Genomic DNA, 17,409 nt, shown 5'->3' with positions numbered 1-17,409 from the left:
GAGGACACAGCGAGGACTCTGCCGGTCGAGCGCCTAGCCGGTGGCAGGCGGCTTGTAGTGGGCGCGGACGTACTCCTGGAGGAACGTCTTCTCCTCCTGGCGGAGGCCCGCCAGTCCCAGCCCATAGCCCTGGGGCTGCTTGCCGTCATCCAGGGCGTGCTCCCAGATGACGGCGCTGCGCAGCTCGATGGCGCGCGGGGGCTGTGCGAAGTGCAGCGTCAGGCGCACCTTGGTGCCCAGCTTCAGCGGCCGCCGGGTGTTGATGAAGAGGCCGCCGGAGGACAGGTTGATCATCCGGTGCTCGGTGAACATGCCGAGGTTCCGGTCGGTGACGTGGATGTCGGCGTGGACCTGGTCGTTCTGGTTGCGCAGCTGGAGGCCGACGAACTCCTCGCTCGAGTAGGTGGGCGCGGCCACCTGCTTGCGCACAGGCGTGGCCATCGGAGAGGCCGGGTTGAAGGGCGCCGTCGAACCGGGAGGGACGGGCCGGAGCGGTACGGGGGTGGTGCCTCGGGCCGGAGTTAACTGGGGAGCGGGCCGGATCGGCACGGGGGTGGTGCCTCGGGCCGGAGTGCCCTGAGGCGCCGGGCGGACGGACTCGGCCTCGCGCATCTTCTGCGAGAGGAAGTCGAACATCTCCTGCGAGGCCCGGCGCAGCTCCGGGGCCGCGTCGGCGGCCAGGTGCTCGGGCGAGTAGCGCTTGGCGTGCTTGAAGAAGGCCAGGCGCACTTCATCCAGGCTCGCACCGGGCGCCAGCCCGAAGACCTCACGTGGGGTCTTCAGGGTCTGAAGCTGGCGCAACTGGAGGCGGATCTTCTCGGCGAGCTCCTTCTCGGTGGGGAGCTTCACCGTGGAGAGCAGGTCCCTCACCTCGGCGAGCTCCTGGATGGGGAACCAGGTGCTGCCATCGCGCGAGGCCTTCACCACCGCCTTCAGGCGGCCCGAGCCCACCAAGTCTCGCAGGGCCTGGAGCGTCAGGGGACCGAGGACACGACCAACGGAATCGCCAATCCAATAGTTGACGGTCATGAGACGGCCCTCCTACTGAGCCAGGGCCTGACGGACGGCGGATGCGATCTCCAGCGGGTGGAAGGGCTTGCCCACGAAGCCCACGGCGCCAGCGGCCAGGGCCTGCTCCACCACGGGCTCGGCGTCCATGCTGCTGATGACGAGCACGCGCGTCTTGGGAGAGGTCTGCTTCATGGCGGCGAGCACCTCGAGGCCGCTGCGCCGGGGCATGAAGAGGTCCAGGAACATGAGGGCGGGCTTCTCGCGCGCGGCGATGGCCAGGCCCTCTTCGCCGTCCGAGGCCTCGAGCAGCCTCAGCTCGATACCGGTTTCCGCGAGGGTGTCTTTGAGAATGCGCCGCACGAAGTTGTCATCATCCACGAGGAGCAGGGTCGGAGCGTCGGACATGTCACCATCTTAACCGGTGCGGCCTCGCGATCACCCGAGGAGGTAGGGCTGCCCGCGCGACTTTTGCGATATGGAACGTTCCATGCCCATCGACCAAGCCCTCGCCCGTTTCGAGTCCCAGAAGAACGCGTACTTGGAGGACCTGAAGACCCTGGTCCGCATCCCCAGCGTCTCCTTCACGGGGTTTGATGCAGCCCAGGTGCGCAAGAGTGCCGAAGCCACCGCGCAGCTGCTGAAGGACCGTGGTTTTGAAAATGTGCAGTTGCTCGAAATCGAGGGGGCGCACCCCTATGTCTACGGGGAGGTTCTCAAGGCGCCAGGCAAGCCCACGCTGCTGCTGTACGCGCACCACGACGTGCAGCCGCCGGGGGACGTGAGCGCGTGGAAGAGCAACCCGTTCGAGCCGGAGCTGAGGGACGGGCGGCTGTACGGGCGTGGGGCGGCGGACGACAAGGCGGGCATCGTGGTGCACACGTCGGCGGTGGACGCGTGGCTGAAGGGTGTGGGCTCGCTGCCACTGAACGTGAAGGTGATCATCGAGGGCGAGGAGGAGGTGGGGAGCGATCACCTCACGCCGTTTCTTCAGAGGCACAAGGCGCTGATGCAGGCGGACGCCATCGTGCTGACGGACACGAGCAACTTCGACGTGGGGTTGCCGTCCATCACCACGGCGCTGCGGGGGCTGGTGACCGTTGAAGTCGAGGTGCGGGGGCTGAAACAGGCGGTGCACTCGGGGATGTGGGGCGGGCCGATTCCGGATCCGGTGATGGGGCTGTGCCGGATGCTGGCGACGCTGACGAACCCGGACGGCTCGATCGCCATCCCGGGCGTGCTGGACCAGGTGAAGCCGCTGACGGAGGACGAGAAGAAGAGCATCCAGTCGCTGCCGGGGGATGACGCGTACTTCCGTCAGCAGGTGGGGCTGCTTCAGGGGGTGGAGATGCTGGGCGGCGGGCGGCACCCGTGGGAGCAAAACTGGCGGCAGCCGTCGATTGCCATCAACGCGTTCCAGGCGAGCAGCCGGAAGGACGCGCGAAACATCGTGAGCGAGTCGGCTTGGGCGCGGGTGGGGATCCGGGTGGTGCCGGACATGGACGCGGCGGACGTGCAGCGCCGGCTGGTGGAGCACCTGCGGAAGGTGACGCCGTGGGGGCTGGAGGTGCACATCAAGGAGGATGCGCCGTCGGGCTGGTGGTACACGGACTCGTCGCATCCGGCGTTCCAGGCGGCGTTCCGCGCGCTGCAGAAGGGGTACGGCCGCGAGGCGGTGACGATCGGGTGTGGCGGGTCCATCCCGTTCGTGGAGCCGTTCGCGAAGGAGCTGGGTGGGGTGCCCGCGCTGTTGATCGGCGTGGAGGATCCGTACACGTACGCGCACTCGGAGAACGAGAGCCTGCACGTGGGCGATTGGGAGAAGGCCATCCGCGCGGCCATTCACCTGTACGAGGAGCTGGCTCAGACGCTCGGCAAGCGCTGAGTTCTGGAGGGGGCAACCGCAGGTGGCGGGCTCGATTGCCGCCGCTTCCAATTTTTGGGACCAAAAAAGAACCAAATCGGAGGCGGAAACGATTTCCTCCAGCCTCCTTAGTTAGTTGCTGGGAGTTTCCCCCTTCAACCACTGAAGATAGGGATACACGCTCTCGAAAACCCCGCCATGGCTGTCTCTCCTCGTACTGATGATGCCGACGAGCACCGAGTCGTCCGCCATGCTGAAGACTCCACCTCCACTGTCGCCTTCGTAGTTCCTTGAGAATTCACGTCCGTCTTGATCTTGGGCTGCGGTGGTGAACCGGGTGCTTCCTGAGGCGTAATGCTCAACCTGCTCGATCTGGCTATCGCCAAAGTGGCGATACCCGAATTGTCTCGTGGGGTATCCGGTTTCTCCGAGGCCATAGCCCACCATGACCACCTGCTGATTCTTGTAAACCTCTGCGTCGGGCCACCGGATGGGACGAAAGCTCTCCGTTACGGCGTCGTTGAGTTGGATGAGTGCGAGATCCGCGTCCGTGAACAATCCGCGATTCTCACTGTCTTTGACATTCAAGAACCGGGGGTGAGGGCGAATGTCCACTCCTTTGTATGGTGACGGAATGTAACGCTGGGTTGACGCCACATAGTTGATCACAGTGACATCGACCTGCTTGAGGCAATTCGAGGTGTCCGCGACGGCGTGCATGTTGCCGAGAATGAGGTTCTTCCATGAGGCGATCCCCTTCTTGGTAGCTTCATTCTTTCCAGCGGACGGATATGCTGCGTTCAACCTTGAATCTGCCATCACTTTGTCGGCGTTGGAGGCTTCCCGATCTTTGCAGATGCAATGCGCCGCGGTCAGGACCCATTTGGGGGAGATGAGCACTCCGCTGCATCCTTGCTTAGTTTTGTTGGAGAAGGCCGCAACGAGCATGACGTTGGAGACGAAGTGGTTCTCCGAGTCCAGTGCGCCTGGATAGACCGTACTCGTGGTGCCGATATCCAGACCCATGGGCACACCCGACAACTCTTGCGCTGGAGCCAGTTGTGTCGAGGGCGTGCAGGCATACCCGAAAAGCCACAGCAATGCGAGGAACGGCCGTGCCAAAGCAGGCGGCGGGCTACCGTGATGAAGCATGATATCTCTCCAGCAATGGCTCTACTTCGGCTGAGTTGCCTCAAGGAGCTGTTTTGTCAGCCACTCCCTGTGGAAGTAAGTGCTCAGGCAGATGGACTCGTTGTTCAGCCCCCTGTTGGAGACACCCACCAGCACGTCACCTTGGGGGCTCTCCCTGAGGCAAGGCCCGCCGCTGTCATCCTGATAGAGCAGTTGCCCGGGGGGGCTCAGGAAGATTCGCTCGCGATCCCCTGGGAGGCTGACGACTCGACTCGTGTTGAATCGGCGCTCCCCATAGAGGGCCGCGCCGCTTTCGTCGTTGCCATAACCAACAGTGATGAGCGGCTCATCCAGCCGAGCCTCGGAGTCCGCCAGTTTGGGGGGAGGCGCGACATCCTGCACCGGCTCTTCGAGGAGGATGAGGGCGAGGTTCGCGTGGACGGTCGTGAGCTTGCCCGATGCGTCGCGCACGATTCGAAGCTCGGGGTGAGGGCGGACCTCTCCTCGGTGTTGGTCATGGATGGCGGTGGGGGCTCTCCCTGGCTTGCGCGTTTGATAGATCATCGCGATGATGGTCGCGGACGATGCGCAGTCGGAGCGATCAATGAGCGCCTCGTTCAGATCGCCGTCTGCCTCGGCCTTGTGCCAACCACAGACACAATGTCCCACAGTGAGAACGAGCCGTGGAGCAAGGAGCAACCCACTGCAGAGCTGCACTCCCTCTTCCGGCCCTGAGAGGTTGGCCTCGACCGAGACGGTGAAGGAGTAGCGGTTCGAAACATCCAGTGCCCCTTCCAGGAAGTTCTGTGGGAGCTTAATAGGATCCGATATATCTCCCGCCAGTGTGCCAAGGGAGGCACCCGCGTCTCGGGGGGGCACCGCTTCCTGAGTCGAGGCGTCCGCTTGCCCGGGAGCGTGCGAACACTTGGGCCAGCCAAGGACCAGCGTGAGGCACAGCAGGCTTAGGATGAGCACGGGCAGTACAAAAACGGGGCGCATCTGCTCACACTTATACCACACTTGGGGAACTGGCGAGCCTCTACGAAAACTGCGCTCGCCCCGGTAGGCCCAGGCCCGGCATCGTCGCCTTGGACTCCCGCACCTCGTGTGGTTCAGTGCCAGTGGATGCCTCCACTCCTGACCACTGACCGATTCACCCTGCAGCGGATAGAGCCAGAGGACCGGCCTTTTATTTTCGAAGGCCTGAGTCACCCGCAGGTGATCCCCTTTTACGGGGTCCGGTACGATTCACTCGAAGCCACCCAAGCCCAGATGAAGTTTTATGAAACCCTGGAGCGGGAGGGGACCGGGCAGTGGTGGAAGATCGTCAGCAGGCAGAGCCAGGAAGCCTTGGGCGCGATCGGGTACAATCATTATCAGGCTCAGCATCGGAAAGCCGAGGTCGGCTACTGGCTGCTCCCCCGGTTCTGGAAACAAGGCATCATCACGGAAGCGATGCCTGCTCTGCTTCGCTACATGCTGCGGGAAAAAGGCATTCACCGCATCGAAGCGCTGGTGGAAGAAGGAAACACTGCCAGCAATCGGCTCCTGGAGCGCGTGGGGTTCCGCTACGAGGGCACCCTGCGTGACTGCGAGCTCAAAGACGGTCACTACATCAGCCTTCGGAGCTACAGCCTGCTTTCGACGGATCCAGCAGGCTCGGAGTTCTGATCAGCTCGGGGCGGCGGGCGACTGAGTGGCCATGTCTCCGCTCTGACAGATGTCTCATCCCCGCGGACCGTACCCGGGACCGTGCCCTTTCCCTATTTATCCGCGCCCCTGCAAGCAAGCCTGCTCGCGGGTGGTTCTACCCCTACTCAAGGAGTCCCCCATGGCCCAGGAGCAGTCCTCTATGAATGAGCAGCAGATGTTCGGCGAGTCCCTCAAGGAACGGATCGCCGAGGTGGTTCCTGAGCGGATCCTGTCGGCCCTCAAAGACTGTCTGGGCATGGAGATGCGCGAGCGCGTCGGCGAGGCGGTGCGCAGCGCGCTGAGCGAGCGCATGATGGGGATGCAGCAGCCGGGGAGCGCCGCGCCGTTCGACACCGAGCGCATCGCGGAGGCCATGCACCCCCGCGTGGCCGATGCCGTCCGCGAGCGCGTCTGCACCGGCGTTCACGAGCGCGTGCGCGAGGTGCTGAAGGAGCGGCTGGGGGAGGCGCTGCGCACCGCCATGGCCGAGAACTGGATGGGCATGCAGCAGGGTTATGGCCACTTCGACACCGGGTTCATGGTGGACAAGGTGTGCAACCGTCTCGAGGTTGCCCTCCGGGAGCGGCTCAGCATCGTCGTGCGCGAGCGCGTGCGCGAGGCGCTGAAGGAGCGGCTGGGGGAGGCGCTGCGCACTGCCATTGCCGAGCGGCGGATGCAGGGCTTCGTCCAGTTCGACCCGGAGCAGGTCGCCGACACCCTTCGCGAGCGCCTCGCCGATGGCCTGCATGAGCGGCTCGTCTACGCCGTGCGCGAGCGCGTGCGCGAGGCGCTGAAGGAGCGGCTGGGGGAGGCGCTGCGTGCCGCCATCGCCGAGCGGCGGATGCAGGGCTTCGCCCAGTTCGACCCGGAGCAGGTCGCCGGTACCCTCCGCGAGCGCATCGCGGAGGGCCTCCGCGAGCGGATCCACTCCGCCCTGCGAGAGCCCGTGCGTGAGGCGCTGCGGGATCGGCTGGGGGAGGCGCTGCGCACCGCCATCGCCGAGCGGCGGACGCAGGGCTTCCCGCAGGGCTTCGGCCAGATGGAGCCCGAGCGCATCGCCAGCGCCATCCACGGGCGCTTGGTGGAGGCCCTCCACGAGCGAATCTCCATCTCCCTGCGCGAGCAGATCAGCGAGGTGCTTCGGACGCGGCTGGTTGAGGCGCTCCGTGACACGCTGGGCGGGCCGATGCGCGCCGGGATGGGCGAGCAGTGGATGGGAAGCCAGCAGAACTTCAGCCAGCCGGACACCGAGCGCATCGTGGACACCATCCGCGAGCGCGTCAGTGAGGAGATCCGCCAGCACGTGGCCGATGCGGTCCATGACCGCGTGGCCGATGTGGTCCGCAGCGAGTTGAGGGGCAGCGGCCGCCATCCGCAGGCCTGAGTGAGACTGGGGGCGCCCGGGAGAGGGGACCGGTGACGAGCGCCCTCGCCGCGGATGCCTGCGGCAACCTCAGACTGCTCTCGCATGGGGGGGAGTGCGAGCTTGGGCGCTGCGGATTTCACTCCGCAGCGCCCTCGCACTGACCAGTGCCTTCCAGGGCCGGGGGGGCTGCCCACCTGTCGGCTGGCACCCGCATCCCTGCTCAGACGAGGGCGGAGGGCCTGGCACCCACGTCAAGGCAGCCACGACTTGACGCACTCAAATCCGCCTCCCACGTTCTCGGGTATGAAACCAGCGGCGGTCTTGATCCCAAAACACGATGAAGCGTGGGAGGTCGGGAAATACGGCCCCATCTGGCCGAGGACTCCGGCGTGCTACGGCTTCACCATCATCGCCCACGTGAAGCCAGGGAGGGCGGAGGCCATCCGTGGCTATGGACACAAGCTGGCGAAGGCGCTGGAGCATGACCCCGAGCTGCTCGCGCCACTCAAGCTCCACTACCTGCGCTGGGTGCTCTTCGACGACGACACGCGGTTCATGTATCAGGGCATCTTCGACACCAACTTCGACAAGTACACCGAGGACGCGATCGAGCTCTTCAAGAGGGCCGGTGTCGACACAGTCTTCGAGAACCTCGAAGGCTTCCCGCTGGACTGGAAGACGAACCCCGAGGCGTTCAACAAGTTCGTCCGGCAGCACCAGTGCCCGAGCTTCATGGAGTACGGAGAGTATCCGTATGTCACTTCCGATGAGATCAAGAAGGCCCTGAAGCTCAAGGCCGCCTTCTCCGAGATGCTCGAGCAGATGCAGTGAGGCGGAGGGACCCGCATCGAGGACACGGTCATGAGCGAACCCGCGCGCACCTACAACCAGGCGCATGTGCCTCGGAAGTACGTCAAGGGCCGACGCCGCGTCAGCGTCTACATCTCTTGGAGCTACCCGGGCGAAGCCAACCGGGATGTGACCGGGATGGACAATCGCTACTCGACCATGACCGAGGTCCGCCGGGTGCTCTGGCCCGACTATGAGACGCCGAGGTTTGCAGACCCGTTGCAGTTCCAGCAGGGGATCACGGGCTCGCTGGAGTTGTTCTTCTGGGCCTGGGTGCGGTTCCAACAGGTCGTCCAGGAGGCCACCGGGCATGGGGTCCCCGTGTTCCAGCGTGTTGACCAGGCCGGCTTCAGGCTTCCGCTCGATGAGCGAGTCCTCGCGGATGCCGACACGTTGCTGATCTTCGGGCTGGACCACATGGTCACGGAGCAGGAGGCCTCCACGGAGGAGATCGAGGCCGTCCGGGACTTCCTCCAGCGAGAGGGCACCTGCGTCATCATCGGCCCTCACCACGACGTGGGAGCCTCACCCGAGTTGCAGGAGCGCGCGATGGAGTATGCCCACCATGGCGACGCGCTGGTGCCCCGCCAACAGCGGTTCGGGCGGTACACCCGCTCGCTGATGCAGGGGCTCGGAATCCCCGTCGAGAATCGATACGGTCTCCGCCCCGCGGTGGTGGGCGCAAGCCGCCGGATTGCTCCGCTGACGGTCTTGAGAGATCTGGATACGCGCGGCTGGCTCGCGGGAGTCACGAACTTCAACTTCCACCAGCACCTGCCGCACTACGCAGTGACGGGCGAGGCGACGGGGGCCATCCATGTCCTGGCCAGGCAGCCCATCGACATGTCCAGGCCCCATCCGTTCACGCTGGCCGGGAACCCAGAGTTCAATGCGCTCGTCTGGATGCCGCCGCGAGGAGACCGGGGCGGGGATGTGCTGGTGGCCGACTCCACGGTCTTCAGCACCCTGTTCGGCCACGACGAGAGTTTGGAGCGCTTCTGGAGGAACATCGCCACGGCGAATTGAGATCAGGACGGTCCATGAGCGAGGCTGCGGACACACCTCTCGAGCTGGATGACATCCAGAGCGGAACCCTCCGCCCTCGGCCCTCTCCGTATGCGGCGACCTACCTCCTGCTCCGAATTGATGACCGCCAAGCGGGCCGCGAGCTGATGCGCCGGCTGAGCACCGTGGTGGCCTCGGCAGGCCACCCGCGCAGCCCGGCGGGTGATACCTGGGTGAGCGTCGCGCTCACGTTTCACGGACTGAGGGCTCTGGGAGTCCCGCAGGCCTCGCTCGACAGCTTTGCGTGGGAGTTCAGGCAAGGGATGGTCGCGCGTGCCCAGGCGCTGGGAGACACAGGGGAGAGCAGCCCCGAGCATTGGGAGAAGCCGCTCGGGACGCCGGACGCCCACGTCGTGCTCGTGGCCCTTGCACCGGACTCGCAGCATCTGGCGACGGCGCTCGGGCGAGCGCGGAGCGCGCTCGAGGCGCTGGGCGGGGTCGAGGTGATCTGGCGCCAGGACTGCCACGCGCTGCCCACCCAGCAGGAGCCCTTTGGGTTCCGGGACGGCATCAGCCACCCTGCCATCGAGGGGAGCGGCATCCCCGGGAGCAACCCCCGGGAGAAGCCATTGAAGGCCGGTGAGTTCGTCCTTGGCTACCGCGACGAGATGGGAGGCTTCCCTCCGATGCCCCAGCCCGAGGTCCTGGGACGCAACGGGACGTATATCGTCTTCCGCAAGCTGCATCAGCGCGTGGCGGCGTTCCGTCAGTATCTGAGGGCCCACTCCTCCAGCCCCGAGGAGCTGGAGTTGCTCGCGGCCAAGCTGATGGGGCGCTGGCGCAGTGGCGCCCCTCTGGCGCTCTGCCCGTTCCATGACGATCCCGAACTGGGGGCCGACCCTCGGCGTAACAATGACTTCCTCTACCGGCAGGGGGACTCGACGGGATATGTGACGCCGCCCGGATCGCACATCCGGCGGGCGAATCCGCGAGACGCTGATGTGGCCGGTGTCGTCCGCTTGCACCGGATGATCCGCCGCGGAACCGCCTACGGCCCGCAGCTTCCGGAAGGCGTCACCGAGGACGATGGCGCCGACCGGGGGTTGATGTTCGCTTTCATTGGGACGCACCTGGGACGGCAGTTCGAGTTTGTCCAGTCGGAGTGGATCAACAGCGGTGACTTTCTCGGCTTGGGGACCACGAAGGACCCCATCGCCGGGGCCAGCGACGGCGCGAACAGCTTCTCCATTCCACGCCGGCCGATTCCGAGGCGCCTCCAGGGCCTGCCGCGGTTCGTCGTCACCCGGGGTGGTGAGTACGGCTTCATGCCCGGACTGCGTGCCCTGCGCTGGCTCGCCGACCTTCAGACATGAAGAGGGCGGCGGCCATCGCGGGGTGACAGCCGGTCACCGGGGCTCCAACCGCCGGGGAGGGGGCCTCAGGGCAGACCTTGAGGGAGCTGGAGTGGCGGAGGCTGTCGCATCCAGGTTGCGGAGGGCCTGGGTTCCGAGCCGTTGGGCCAGCTGCGCGCGGTACAGGCTGGCAATAGGGACGGGCTTGCCGATGGACTCCCACAGGCACTGGCGCGAGGGCTTCGCCGTGACACTGCCCACGTTCCAGTTCTGTGCGGTAGGCGGGCTCTCGCATGTCATCCTGGGGGCCTCGGAGTTCCAGAACACCTGGTTGGCGCCGGACCAGCCCTGGCCGGAGCCCTGGTTGGAGCGGTTGTACGCCGAGAGCGAGCCGCTGCCCCGGACGATGATGTTGTCGAACAGCGTGCCCACGGCCCAGCGGTGGTGCGGCCCCACCTCCACCGTGTCGTACGCCTGCCCCTCGAGGAACACGTTGGGCCCCGTCACCCGGCTGCCCGTGACGAAGTCATGGCGCGAGTTCCAGGACTGGCACTTGTAGAACAGCAGCCCGTGGCCTTTGACGATGTGGAAGGGATAGCGACGATCGCCATCCATCAGGGAGATGGGCTCCAGGGACTTCACGTTCCGCACCGTCATCGCCTTGCTGTCGCCGCTCACCATCACGACGGAGTGGGAAAAGTGGATGCCAGTGACGTTGCTCACCCAGGCGTTCGCCACGTGGGTGAACTCCATGAAGGTCCACGCGTGGTTCTCATCCTCGGGCCCCGAGTACACCGTGTCGCCGCGCAGGCGCTCGATGCCCACTTCCTCGAGGCGCTTCCCCGTGGTGTAGCGGGTGATGGTGCCCCCGCCATACTTCGCGTCGAGCGAGTTCACCAGCGGCTCGTCGATGAACACCCGCGTGCCGTTGATGGCGGTGATGACGCGCTCGAACTCGAGATCATAGTAGCCGGGCTCCCACTGCTGGACTTCACCGCCATCCGCACGCGGTGGGATGCGGTCCATGCCAATGGCGCGAATCCACTCGGCGGTGCTCGGACGCTCCAAGACGATGGTGTCCCCCACGCGCAGCCCCGAGGTGGAGTCCACATTGAAGGAGCGAGCGCCCACGGGCACATAGCGATCGGTGAGGGTGTGCGTGGGCTTCGCGGGCTGGATCGGTCCGCCCTCGATGCGCAGCAGGGTCCGGCGGTTGGTGCCGGTGGCCAGCAGCACGGTTCCGTTCGCCTCGTCGCCCTCGCCCCGCAGTACCACTCCGCTGGCGCGGATGAAGAGCGAGCCGGGGATGCGGTAGATGCCCTTCTTGAGGAGGATGGCGCCCCGGAAGCCCCGGCTGTCCCGGGGCAGCGCAGACACTTCGTCAATGGCGCGCTGGATCATCACCTGCGCGTCTCCCGAGATGGGGTTCAGGGTGCGCACCACCGGCACGGCTGGCAGCGCGACACCGCCTCCGCGGTAGCCGGCGTTGGAGAAGTCCGGCACGGTGTCACCTTGCGCGGTGGGCCGGTACTGAAGCCGTCCATCCGGGCCCAGCGTCACGGACGGAGCGGCCGCCACCGTGGAGGGAGGGCAGTCGCATTCGATCTCCACCTCGTCCGCGCCCGCGGAGAATTCCTGATCTGGCTGCTCATCGCCCTCGAGTGTCAGATCACAAGCGAGGCCGCCACTGGCGACGCTCGCGAGGAGCACGAGCGTGGCCAGGCTCGTGCCGCCACGCACCGTGCGGGCCGTGGCCTCCAGGTTCGACATTCCGCTGCGCATCAACAGGCTGCTCATCAGGCTCTTCATGGGTGTTTCTCCTCGATTGGTGAGCGAGCCCCGCTCCCACAGTGAGCGGAGGGTGAGGACCTCCCCGAGACATGGAGGGTGTCTGCGGTCACCCTGGGCACGGCCTCCGCGCGGCGGGAGTTGGCAGGAGGGGCATCCTTCAGGGTGATAGCAATCACCCAAGACTGACGAAGGAAGCCATGCCGTGATGCGGAGTCTACAAGTGACTCGGCAAGCTGCTGAAGATGAGACAGCCCGCGTCACCTTGGGAGTCCGTGAGGAGACTCGCGTCCGGACCGGCGAGCAATGACGCATCCCCCGCACTTGAACTACCTCTGGGCCTGTTTTTTCAGAGGGGGGTTCGGAATGTTGGTTCCCATACGCAAACGACTAGATTCCACGGCAGGAGTTGTGCTGGCGGCCTGCGTGCTGCTGGCATGTGGCTCGGACACTTCGCTCTCTGAGAAGGTGCCGCCTCCAGAGCCTTCAGAGACGGCCTCAGCAGAGGCGGCATCGTCCTCGGCGCCGAGCGGCAGTTCGACGTCGAGCGACAGTCCCAGCTCCACCTGCCAGCGCACGGTGAAGGCGGACGTGGTGGCTCTGGACCAGGCCTTTACCTACAACCGCTTCGGAGCCTTCAACCCCATTGGGATGGTCTATGCCCTGCGCCGCGACGTGGAGGCCATCGAGGGGAACTCCCCCGGTCCAGGCAATGCCAGGCTGCGCGATGGCAAGCGTCCCCGTCCCCTGGTGCTCCGGGTGAACAAGGGAGATTGCCTGAAGGTGACCTTCACCAACTGGCTGGCTCCCAACCGCGGCCAGATTCCGGAGCCTCCGGAGGTTCCCTCGCACGTGCCCTCGGAGGACCTCCGCAACGACGCACCGGCGACGCGCGTGGCCGGACTGCACGTGCAGGGACTGCAGTACCTCAACATCGACGCGGACGCCGCTCACGTGGGGCGCAACGAGGATAGTCTTGCGGAGCCCGGCCAGACGCGCGAGTACCGGCTCTTCGCCGAGCGAGAGGGTACGTACCTGTTCCGAAGCATGGCGCACCTGCTGGGCGGAGAAGGGGACAATGCGGCCCTCGCCGCGGGCTTCTTTGGTGCTGTCCATGTGGAGCCGAAGGGCTCCCGTTGGTTCCGCTCGCAGGTGACGGCCGAAGAGCTCCAGGCCGCCACCAAGGGGCGCAACAGCGACGGCACTCCGCGCATCAACTACGAGGCCAAGGACAAGCGGGGCGTTCCCATCTTGGAGATCCTCGGTGACGGCAACGAAATCGTCCATGGAGACCTCTACGCCATCGTCGCCAACTACAAGGACACGGAGCTGGGGACGCCTACCTCGCAGGACGTGGGTGTCTTTCGCGAGTTCACCGCCGTCTTCCACGATGAAATCAAGGTGGTGCAGGCCTTCCCCGAGCTCGAGGACGACCCGACGTTGAGAGCGATCCGGGACGGCTTTGCCATCAACTATGGATCGGATGCTCTGGGCCCGCGGTTGCTGGCGAACCGTGCGCGCATCGGCCCCAGCGCGAAGTGCTTCGAGTGCAAGTTCGAGGAGTTCTTTCTCTCCTCCTGGCCCAATGGAGACCCGGCGCTGAATCTCGAGCGCGACGAGGACGGCAAGGCGGAGAGGGCCCTGTTCCCGGAGGACCCGTCCAACGTGCACCACGCCTACCTGGGAGACCCGGTGCGCATCCGGAACATGCACGCGGGCCCCAAAGAGGCGCACATCTTCCACCTGCATTCCCACCAGTGGTTGCACTCACCGCGGGACGACGAGTCCACGTACCTGGACTCGCAGACCATCAGCCCCGGAAGCACCTTCATCTACGACATCAACTTCGGGGGAGGAGGCAACCGCAACCTCACGGTGGGCGACGCGATCTTCCACTGCCACTTCTATCCCCACTTCGCCCAGGGCATGTGGTCGCTGTGGCGCAACCATGACGTCTTCGAGGCGGGCACGCCGGACAGGAACCTGCCGGATGGGGAGCTGGCACGAGGCGTTCCCACCCCGGCACTGGTTCCCCTGCCGGGGCGAGCCATGCCGCCCATGCCCACATACAAGCCCACGCAGGTGACGCTGGCCAACGGCGAGACGGTGAAGCGGCCCGCCTTTCCGGGGTACCCCTTCTTCATCGCGTCGGTGGCGGGCCGACGCGCCGCCCAACCCCCGCTGGACCTGGAGGTGAACGGCGGGCTGCCCCGGCATCTGGTGGTGAACGTGCCCCCGAACGGCGTCGTCCTGGGAGAGCGTGGCGAATTCGACGTGACTCTGGAGAAGGCGGACCTCAAGCTGCTGCCCGACCAGGGGACGCCGGCGGAGCAGGTGGCCATGGACTTCCATGCCGGGGAATTCGAAGGAGGGGAGAATCAGAGGACGCTCTATGGCTTCCCCGCGGCGGCGTACCCGGCGTTCACCCCGGAGGGCAAGCGGGCCTCCTTCTTCGTCAATGGCCAGCCCCCGAAGCCGGGAGCCCCGTACGCAGACCCCTGCCCCAAGGGCACCAAGGAGCGCGACTACCGTGTGGCCTTCGTCCAGCTGGACATGGTGGTGAACCGCGCGGGCTGGCACGACCCCCAGGCGCGCATCTTCGTCTTGAACGACGACGTGCAGGCCACGTTGAGTGGCGAGCGCCCTCCCGAGCCGCTCGTCATGCGCGCCAACTCGGGCGAGTGCGTGGTGTCCCATGGCACCAACCTCATCCCTGACGCCCTCGAAGAGGACGCGTTCCAGATCTTCGCGCCCACCGACACGCTGGGCCAGCACATCCACCTGGTGAAGTTCGACGTGACCAGCTCCGACGGCTCGGTCAACGGCTGGAACTACGAGGACGGCACCTTTGCCGCCCAGGAAGTGCAGATGCGCATCGCGGCGGCGAACGCCCGGGGAGGAGCCTTCAAGGCCGATGGCACAACCAAACCTGGGGGCCCACGCCAGAAGCTGACCGCGCGGCCCCACCCGCTGCTGCCCTTCGCGCCCCTCGGCACGCAGACGACGGTGCAGCGCTGGTGGGCAGACCCCATCGTCAACGACCAGGGAGAGGACCGCACCGTCCAGACGTCCTTCACCCACGATCACTTCTCGCCGTCTTCCATGCAGCAACACGGCTTCTACGCCTCTCTGGCTGTCGAGCCGAAGGGGAGCCGGTGGCGAGACCCGGAGACGGGGGTGCAGCTGGGCACGCGCGATGATGGCGGGCCTACCCGCTGGCGCGCGGACATCCTCACCCCCAAGCGGGAAGACAGCTTCCGGGAGTTCCCACTCGCCGTCGCGGACTTCGCCCTCGTCTTCGACGACCGGGGAGAACCGATCAACGTCCAGGGCAACGAGCTCCAGCCGCTGCCTCGGGCTATCGCCAACCCGGAGAATCCTCCCCCGCTGGCCATCTCCTCGGATGATCCTGGCTCCATGTTGCTGAACTACCGCAACGAGCCCATCCCCCTGCGCATCGCCCAGAAAGTGGGAGGGACGTTCGTGCAGAGACAGGGTCCCGCAGGAGACATGGCCAACGTGTTCCGCTCGGACGTGCACGGCGACCCGTTCACCCCGCTGATGCGCGCCTACGGAGGCGACAAGGTGTTGATCCGTCTGACTGAGGGCGCACAGGAGGAGATGCACTCGCTCTCCATCAATGGGGTGAGGTGGCTGCACGAGCCGGCGGACAAGAACAGTGGCTTCGCCAACGCACAGGCGTTTGGCATCTCGGAGCATTTCGAGCTCGCGGACCGCCTGCCTCCTGTGCAAGGAGGCCCCACCGCCGACTTCCTCTATAACAGTGCCCCCGCGGACGACTTGTGGAATGGCGTGTGGGGCCTCATCCGGACCTACCGCGACACCCAGCCCGACCTGCTGGAGCTGCCGGGAAATCCCATTCACGGCCGGGCGAATGCCAAACACCCCACCTGCCCCGAGGACGCGCCCTTGCGCCGCTACACCGTGTACGCCCTCACCGCGAGGGGCAACTTGCCCGGTGGCAGGCTGGTGTACAACGAGCGCTTCCGCATCTTCGATCCGGACGCCATCCTCTATGTGCTCGCCGAGCACGTGGACGACGTCATCCGTGGCAGGCGCCGCCCGGAGCCGCTCATCCTGAGGGCCGCGGCGGGGGACTGCATCGAGGTCAAGCTCGTCAATGCCCTGCCGGAAGTCCTGCCCAAGACGCCGCACTGGAACTTCCTGCCCGTCATTACGGAGGGGTTCAACGTCAATCAAGTGGCGTCTTCCAACCAGGCCTCGCTGCACCCGCAGCTGGTGGACTTCAACGTGCGCGAGGGCGACTCGGCCAACGTGGGACTCAACCCGGTGCAGACGGTGGCGCCGGGCAAAGTGGGCGTCTACCGGTGGTATGCGGGACGCTGGAAGCTGGAGGACGACGAGTCCGTCAGCGCCCCCGTGCTGCTGGCCTCACTGGAGGCCGGGGGCTCCGCGCGAGAGAGGAACGGCGTCTTCGAGCCGATACCCGTGGAGTACGGAGCCATCAATCTTCGGGACATGGCGGACGTGGTGAACCACGGGACGCAGAGCGTGCTGGGGGCGCTCATCATCGAGCCCCGGGGGGCCACCTGGAAGACGGACCCGGGCACGCACGCCCAGGCCACCGTCTCCTACCGGGACAAGGACGGGAAGCAGCGCAAGTTCCGGGAGTTCGTGCTGCTCTATCAGGATGAGCTGGGCCTGCACTCGGACGACCCGCGCTTCCAGTGCGAAGATGCCGGGCTCCAGTGTGGCACCGCCCTGCTGACCTACGGCGCCACGGATGACGCGGAGGAGTCGGGCCACAAGGCATTCAACCTCCGCACCGAGCCGCTCTGGGCGAGACTCGGCTTGCGGCCGGAGAACGCCTTGGTGGAGGCGAATAACCTGCAACAGGCGGATCTGCTGAGCTCGAAGGACTTTGGGGAGCCGGCGACTCCCATCTTCACCGCCAAAGATGGCGACGAGGTGCGCTTCCGGGTGTTGCAGGCTTCCGGGCACCCGCGCAGTCACGCCTTCACGCTCCATGGCCACGAGTGGCAGCACGAGCCCTGGGTGGACGGCTCCAGCCGGATTGGCGACAACGAGGAGTCGAACATCGTTGGTACCCAGGGAGGGCACGCACCCATGCGGCACTGGAACGTGGTGCCTGAGAATGGAGCGGGCGGGAAGTTCCGGGTGGAAGGTGACTACCTCTACCAGGACCAGCCCAGCGTCCTCTTCCCCGAGGGCATGTGGGGCATCTTCCGGGTGGAGTGAGGCCCAAAGGTGCACCTCTCGACGCCGCGCCGGAGCGTAGCCGGATGGCTCCTCCGGCGCGGCTGTTCAGAGTAGGCGTCACGGAAGAGACTCGGCCTCTGACCGGCGGACAA

At 65.9% G+C, this 17,409-nt stretch carries 12 protein-coding genes; 7 read left to right on the top strand and 5 right to left on the bottom strand.

All coding sequences use genetic code 11. From position 1 onward, the window contains the following. Nucleotides 1-33 precede the first annotated feature (33 nt). Together DB31_RS31155 and DB31_RS31150 are read right to left on the bottom strand one after the other, a co-directional pair. Complete coding sequence (locus tag DB31_RS31155) at nt 34-1,029, bottom strand: TIGR02266 family protein (protein ID WP_044194249.1); 996 nt, start codon at nt 1,027-1,029, stop codon at nt 34-36. 12 nt (nt 1,030-1,041) lie between these two features. Then, on the bottom strand, nt 1,042-1,416 hold the full coding sequence (locus tag DB31_RS31150; RefSeq protein ID WP_044194245.1) for a response regulator transcription factor: 375 nt from the start codon (nt 1,414-1,416) through the stop codon (nt 1,042-1,044). Between the two features lie 82 nt (nt 1,417-1,498). Here DB31_RS31150 and DB31_RS31145 point away from each other — a divergent pair, with 82 nt between their 5' ends. Further along, complete coding sequence (locus DB31_RS31145; RefSeq protein WP_044194742.1) at nt 1,499-2,893, top strand: M20/M25/M40 family metallo-hydrolase; 1,395 nt, start codon at nt 1,499-1,501, stop codon at nt 2,891-2,893. Between the two features lie 111 nt (nt 2,894-3,004). Here DB31_RS31145 and DB31_RS31140 read toward each other — a convergent pair whose 3' ends face one another. Together DB31_RS31140 and DB31_RS51450 are read right to left on the bottom strand one after the other, a co-directional pair. After that, the gene (locus tag DB31_RS31140) at nt 3,005-4,024 is read right to left on the bottom strand and encodes a trypsin-like serine protease (RefSeq protein WP_083968894.1); all 1,020 of its coding nucleotides are present in this window, start codon (nt 4,022-4,024) and stop codon (nt 3,005-3,007) included. A 21-nt stretch (nt 4,025-4,045) separates the two neighbouring features. Beyond that, nucleotides 4,046-4,474, bottom strand: coding sequence for a hypothetical protein (locus tag DB31_RS51450; protein ID WP_338034341.1), 429 nt, complete (start codon nt 4,472-4,474; stop codon nt 4,046-4,048). Nucleotides 4,475-5,128: 654 nt separating this feature from the next. Here DB31_RS51450 and DB31_RS31125 point away from each other — a divergent pair. From DB31_RS31125 to DB31_RS31105, 5 genes are all read left to right on the top strand, one after another. Next, the gene (locus DB31_RS31125) at nt 5,129-5,674 is read left to right on the top strand and encodes a GNAT family N-acetyltransferase (RefSeq protein ID WP_044194739.1); all 546 of its coding nucleotides are present in this window, start codon (nt 5,129-5,131) and stop codon (nt 5,672-5,674) included. Nucleotides 5,675-5,834: 160 nt separating this feature from the next. Further along, on the top strand, nt 5,835-7,079 hold the full coding sequence (locus DB31_RS31120) for a DUF445 family protein (protein ID WP_044194236.1): 1,245 nt from the start codon (nt 5,835-5,837) through the stop codon (nt 7,077-7,079). Between the two features lie 303 nt (nt 7,080-7,382). Continuing rightward, nucleotides 7,383-7,892: a hypothetical protein gene (locus tag DB31_RS31115; protein ID WP_240486972.1), complete on the top strand. Its 510-nt coding sequence runs from the start codon at nt 7,383-7,385 to the stop codon at nt 7,890-7,892. 30 nt (nt 7,893-7,922) lie between these two features. Then, nucleotides 7,923-8,936: a hypothetical protein gene (locus DB31_RS31110; protein WP_205628598.1), complete on the top strand. Its 1,014-nt coding sequence runs from the start codon at nt 7,923-7,925 to the stop codon at nt 8,934-8,936. 14 nt (nt 8,937-8,950) lie between these two features. Further along, nucleotides 8,951-10,288, top strand: a complete 1,338-nt coding sequence (locus DB31_RS31105; protein ID WP_044194234.1) for a Dyp-type peroxidase — start codon at nt 8,951-8,953, stop codon at nt 10,286-10,288. Nucleotides 10,289-10,321: 33 nt separating this feature from the next. On the opposite strand, the gene DB31_RS31100 is transcribed toward DB31_RS31105, so the two are convergent. Continuing rightward, nucleotides 10,322-12,076: a hypothetical protein gene (locus DB31_RS31100; RefSeq protein WP_052420392.1), complete on the bottom strand. Its 1,755-nt coding sequence runs from the start codon at nt 12,074-12,076 to the stop codon at nt 10,322-10,324. A 390-nt stretch (nt 12,077-12,466) separates the two neighbouring features. Between DB31_RS31100 and DB31_RS31095 the strand changes: the two genes are divergently transcribed. After that, complete coding sequence (locus DB31_RS31095; RefSeq protein ID WP_052420391.1) at nt 12,467-17,296, top strand: cupredoxin domain-containing protein; 4,830 nt, start codon at nt 12,467-12,469, stop codon at nt 17,294-17,296. Nucleotides 17,297-17,409 lie beyond the last annotated feature (113 nt).

The sequence above is a fragment of the Hyalangium minutum genome, from assembly GCF_000737315.1.
In the GTDB taxonomy this organism is placed as follows: domain Bacteria; phylum Myxococcota; class Myxococcia; order Myxococcales; family Myxococcaceae; genus Hyalangium; species Hyalangium minutum.
Note: the sequence above shows the minus strand (reverse complement) of the source record. Positions and strands in the feature narration are given on the sequence as shown.

Excerpts from the sequence above, each read along its gene's own strand:
- DB31_RS31155 (WP_044194249.1), bottom strand. The coding sequence starts at position 1,029 with ATGACCGTCAACTATTGGATTGGCGATTCCGTTGGTCGTGTCCTCGGT.
- DB31_RS31150 (WP_044194245.1), bottom strand. The coding sequence starts at position 1,416 with ATGTCCGACGCTCCGACCCTGCTCCTCGTGGATGATGACAACTTCGTG.
- DB31_RS31145 (WP_044194742.1), top strand. The coding sequence starts at position 1,499 with ATGCCCATCGACCAAGCCCTCGCCCGTTTCGAGTCCCAGAAGAACGCG.
- DB31_RS31140 (WP_083968894.1), bottom strand. The coding sequence starts at position 4,024 with ATGCTTCATCACGGTAGCCCGCCGCCTGCTTTGGCACGGCCGTTCCTC.
- DB31_RS31125 (WP_044194739.1), top strand. The coding sequence starts at position 5,129 with ATGCCTCCACTCCTGACCACTGACCGATTCACCCTGCAGCGGATAGAG.
- DB31_RS31120 (WP_044194236.1), top strand. The coding sequence starts at position 5,835 with ATGGCCCAGGAGCAGTCCTCTATGAATGAGCAGCAGATGTTCGGCGAG.
- DB31_RS31110 (WP_205628598.1), top strand. The coding sequence starts at position 7,923 with ATGAGCGAACCCGCGCGCACCTACAACCAGGCGCATGTGCCTCGGAAG.
- DB31_RS31105 (WP_044194234.1), top strand. The coding sequence starts at position 8,951 with ATGAGCGAGGCTGCGGACACACCTCTCGAGCTGGATGACATCCAGAGC.
- DB31_RS31100 (WP_052420392.1), bottom strand. The coding sequence starts at position 12,076 with ATGAAGAGCCTGATGAGCAGCCTGTTGATGCGCAGCGGAATGTCGAAC.